General features: G+C 79.2%; 2 protein-coding genes. Both read left to right on the forward strand.

The features are described 5' to 3' along the window. On the forward strand, nucleotides 1-903 hold a 903-nt coding region (locus DKT68_RS29235; RefSeq protein WP_146218448.1), incomplete at its 5' end, for a nicotinate-nucleotide--dimethylbenzimidazole phosphoribosyltransferase. Further along, nucleotides 893-1,337: adenosylcobinamide-GDP ribazoletransferase (locus DKT68_RS29240; protein WP_146218449.1), on the forward strand; the 445-nt coding region annotated here is incomplete at its 3' end. The genes DKT68_RS29235 and DKT68_RS29240, both read left to right, overlap by 11 nt.

A 1,337-nucleotide genomic window follows, 5' to 3' on the forward strand; every position in this document is an offset into this window, starting at 1 on the left:
GGGCAGGCCCGCGCCGGCCGGGGCGCGCTGGCCCGGCTGGCCGCCGAGAGCGGCGCGAGCCTCCAGGTGGTGAACACCCCGGCCGCCGCGCCCATGGAGGACCAGCCGGCGCTCTCCCCCGACCAGGTGGAGTCCGCGCTGCGCTACGGCTGGCGGTTGGCCGAGCAGGCCGCCGACGCCGGGGTACAGCTGCTGGTGCTGGCCGCGTGCGGCGCCGGCACCGAGGCGGCCGCGGCGGCGGTGCTGGCGGCCACCGCGGGCGCGGAGCCGCCGGCCGTGCTCGGCCGGGTGATCACCGACTCCGGCGAGATCGACGACGCGGCGTGGATGGTCCGCTGCGCCGCGGTACGCGACGCGCTGCACCGCACCCGCCGCTCGCCGAGGGGCGCCAAGGACGTGCTGGCCGAGCTGGGCGGCGGTGACGTGGCGGTGGCGACCGGCGTGCTGCTCGGGGCCACCGCGCGCCGGGTGCCGGTGCTGCTGGACGGGCCGGTCGGGCTGGCCGCCGGCATGGTCAGCCGGGATCTGGCCGGGCAGGCGCGGCACTGGTGCCTGCTCGCCGACCACGGCGGCCACCCGGCCGTGCGGCTGGCCGCCGACGTGCTCGGCCTCACCCCGCTGCTCGACCTGCGGCTGGATCTCGGCGAGGGGGCCAACGCGTTGGTCGCGCTCCCGCTGCTGCGCTCGGTGCTGTCACTGGCCGCCACTCTGCCGGTCCACCCGTCGCTGGCCGGCGGCGGGGAGCCGGACCAGGAGACCGAGGAGCCGCAGGAGGCCGAGGAGCCGGACTACGCCGAGCCGAACTACGCCGAGCCGGACTACGCCGAGCCGGAGCCGGCGGGGCCGGGCCCGGCCAGCACCGGGGCGGACGAGCAGCCGGCGTCGGGCTGGCGTGCCGGCTGAGTCACGGCTCGCCGCGGGGGCCCGGCTGGCGGTCACCACGTTCAGCACGCTGCCGGTGCGGGCCGGACGGATCGACCGGCCGGTGGCCGGCGTCGCGATGGCGCTCGCCCCGGCGGTCGGCGTGCTGCTCGGTGTGCTGCTCGCCGGCGTGCTGCTGCTGGCCGGAGCGGTCGCTCCCCCGCTGGTGGCCGCCGGCGTGACGGTGGGCGCCGCCGCGCTGCTCACCCGGGGGCTGCACCTCGACGGGCTGGCCGACACCGTGGACGCGCTGGGCTCGTACCGGCGGGGCGCGGCCGCGCTGGAGATCATGAAGAAGCCGGACGTCGGCCCGTTCGGGGTGGTCGCCCTGGTGGTCGTCCTCCTGATCCAGGCGGCGGCGCTGGCCGAGCTGGCCGGTCGGTCCTGGCCGGCGTGCCTCGCGGCGGTGGTGGCGG

The organism is Micromonospora acroterricola (assembly GCF_003172955.1).
Taxonomy (GTDB): Bacteria; Actinomycetota; Actinomycetes; order Mycobacteriales; family Micromonosporaceae; genus Micromonospora; species Micromonospora acroterricola.